The organism is Mesorhizobium sp. M7A.F.Ca.US.006.04.2.1, assembly GCF_004022915.1.
Classification (GTDB): Bacteria; Pseudomonadota; Alphaproteobacteria; order Rhizobiales; family Rhizobiaceae; genus Mesorhizobium; species Mesorhizobium ciceri.
The window spans coordinates 1-2,446 of record NZ_RZQA01000899.1; the positions used below are offsets into that span (position 1 = coordinate 1).

General features: G+C 61.2%; 4 protein-coding genes and 1 pseudogene. 1 reads left to right on the forward strand and 4 read right to left on the reverse strand.

The genetic code is table 11. The annotated features are described in order from the left end of the window. From EN925_RS31875 to folE, 3 genes are all read right to left on the reverse strand, one after another. The coding region (locus EN925_RS31875) for a patatin-like phospholipase family protein (RefSeq protein ID WP_206633040.1) at nucleotides 1–287 on the reverse strand (287 nt) is incomplete at its 3' end. Between the two features lie 84 nt (nucleotides 288–371). Next, on the reverse strand, nucleotides 372–833 hold the full coding sequence (hisI, locus tag EN925_RS31880) for a phosphoribosyl-AMP cyclohydrolase (protein WP_013531983.1): 462 nt from the start codon (nucleotides 831–833) through the stop codon (nucleotides 372–374). Nucleotides 834–868: 35 nt separating this feature from the next. After that, complete coding sequence (gene folE, locus EN925_RS31885; RefSeq protein WP_013531982.1) at nucleotides 869–1,504, reverse strand: GTP cyclohydrolase I FolE; 636 nt, start codon at nucleotides 1,502–1,504, stop codon at nucleotides 869–871. 240 nt (nucleotides 1,505–1,744) lie between these two features. On the opposite strand from folE, the gene EN925_RS31890 reads away from it, so the two are divergent. Further along, the gene (locus EN925_RS31890) at nucleotides 1,745–2,191 is read left to right on the forward strand and encodes an iron-sulfur cluster assembly scaffold protein (protein WP_013531981.1); all 447 of its coding nucleotides are present in this window, start codon (nucleotides 1,745–1,747) and stop codon (nucleotides 2,189–2,191) included. Between the two features lie 104 nt (nucleotides 2,192–2,295). Here the strand turns inward: EN925_RS31890 and EN925_RS41070 are convergent. Further along, nucleotides 2,296–2,446: pseudogene (locus EN925_RS41070) on the reverse strand (transcriptional regulator); the annotation flags it as partial.

Below are 2,446 nucleotides of genomic sequence, written 5' to 3' on the forward strand. Positions count from 1 at the left end.
GTCAGGCTGCGGGCGAATTCTTCGAGCTCGTCCAGTTTGCCGGCGAGATAGCAGCCGCCGACCAGCGCGCCGATCGAGGTGCCGGCGATCATCGATACTTCGATGCCGGCTTCATCCAGCGCGCGCAGCACGCCGATATGCGCCCAGCCGCGGGCGCACCCGCCACCCAAGGCGAGGGAAATGCCTGTTTTCTTTTGGGAGTTCGTTTCGGACGCGCCGCCTGACGAGGACAGGCCGTTGGCCTCCCTGACATCTGGTCTGTTACGCAATGACGCCCACTCGAGCATCATGATCTCCCTTGTCCCACGGCTACTATACGAGCGGGGCGTATCGAAATGATGAATCTGTGTCGTTGGTGTCAGGCAGAAGGTTCAAGCTGTTGGTTTCCGATACGTGTTTTCCGCATCGAACAGCGGCTTGCTGCCGTCGATGGCAAGCGTCCCTTTGCCGTCGACCAGCCCCACCGTCCGATAAAAGCATGAACGCCGGCCAGTGTGACAGGTTGCGTCGTGGCCCAACACTTTGACGCGCAACCATATGGCATCCTGGTCACAATCCGTGAGCATCTCGACGACATGCTGAAAATTGCCTGATGTTTCGCCCTTTTTCCAAAGCGCGCTGCGCGAGCGCGACCAGTAGTGGGCGATGCCGGTCTCAAGCGTCAGCGCCAGTGCTTGCGCGTTCATATGCGCAACCATCAACAGCATGCCGTCCGCGGCGTCTGTCACGACGACCGTGACCAGCCCGGCTGCATCGAAGCGCGGCGAAAACACCGCGCCTTCCTCGAGAGCCTTCTTGTCCGACGGAGCTTTTGGAAATTCCAGTGCCGACATCGCCGGTCCTTATTTTGATGGCCGGCGAGGGCCGATCAGACCCCGCCGCCGCGCACCATGGTGACGAAACGGACCTGCTCTTCGGGCGTGTCCTTGAAAACGCCGGTGAAGGTCGAGGTCAGCGTGGTTGATCCCTGCTTGCGGATGCCGCGCATGGCCATGCACATGTGCTCGGCCTCGATCATGACGGCGACGCCGCGCGGATTGAGCACGTCCTGGATGACGCCGGCGATCTGCGCCGTCAGCGCCTCCTGGGTTTGCAGGCGGTGGGCGAAGATATCGACGACGCGTGCGATCTTGGACAGGCCGACGACCTTGCCGTCCGGAAGATACCCGACATGCGCCTTGCCGATGATCGGCACCATATGGTGCTCGCAATGCGAATGGAATGTGATGTCCTTGACGATGACCAGGTCATCGTAGCCGGCGACCTCCTCGAAGGTGCGGCCGAGCTCGTCGGCCGGGCACATGTCGTAACCACCGAACATTTCGCGAAAGGCCTTTGCCACCCGCTTCGGCGTGTCGACCAACCCTTCGCGGTCCGGATTGTCGCCGGTCCAGCGCAAAAGCGTGCGCACGGCGGCTTCGACTTCGGCTTCGCTTGGCCGGTCGGTGACCGGCTTTTCCATATAGGCTGACTGTGGCATTAGCTTCTTGATGACGGCATCCATAAAGGCGTCTCCCGTAGTCCCTCTCGGCGGAGGAACGAGTTGAACGGACCACGACCTTTCGGTGTCGGAAACTCGCCCCGTTTCCAGCCCCGTAAGCGGCGTGAACTTCCCGGCAAGGACATTGGCTTTCGTCGTTCTTGTCGATACCGGACTGCCAGCATTATATAAGGTCATAGCGAGCGAAAGGAAGACACGACAGCGGCAATCGCTGTTCGCTTGGCGGCGACGGATTGGAAAATTATGATAAACGACGTCTACAACGCGAAAATTCTCGGTTTTGCCGGAAACATCGCCCGCATCGGCCGTCTCGATCATCCTGACGCGACCGCCAAGGCGCACTCCAAGCTATGCGGTTCGACCGTCACCGTCGACCTCAAGATGCAGGACGGCGTCGTCACGGATTTTGCCCATGACGTGAAGGCCTGCGCGCTCGGCCAGGCGTCGTCATCGATCATGGCGCAGCATGTCGTCGGCGCGAGTGCCGAGGAATTGCGCGCGGTGCGCGACACCATGCTGAAGATGCTCAAGGAAAATGGCGCCCCGCCGGACGGCCGCTTTGCGGATCTCAGATATTTGGAGCCGGTGCGCGACTACAAGGCGCGGCACGCTTCGACCATGCTGACTTTCGATGCCGTGGTCGACGCGATCGGCCAGATCGAGAAGAAGCGCGCCGAAGAAGCGGCCTGACCTTGGGATTTGGCCGTCCACGGTGCGCAGGCTTCGCGCAGGCGCCCAAAATCTTTGTTGCCACGGCTTGGCATTTGGCTGGACAGGAACCGGGCCAGAAGGGTTTAAGCCTGCGCTTCCAGCGCCCGCCTGCTTTCGGCAAATTCACTTCTGAGCCAGTCGGCGAACGCGGCGGCCGGCTCCGAGAGGTCGTGCAGGTTTCTGGCCACCAGCCAATAGGCGCCGGATGCGACGTCGATGTCGAACGGCTTGACC

What these genes read in the sequence shown, in the direction of transcription:
- EN925_RS31890 (WP_013531981.1), top strand. Translation starts at nt 1,745, where the DNA reads ATGATAAACGACGTCTACAACGCGAAAATTCTCGGTTTTGCCGGAAAC.
- folE (WP_013531982.1), bottom strand. Translation starts at nt 1,504, where the DNA reads ATGGATGCCGTCATCAAGAAGCTAATGCCACAGTCAGCCTATATGGAA.
- hisI (WP_013531983.1), bottom strand. Translation starts at nt 833, where the DNA reads ATGTCGGCACTGGAATTTCCAAAAGCTCCGTCGGACAAGAAGGCTCTC.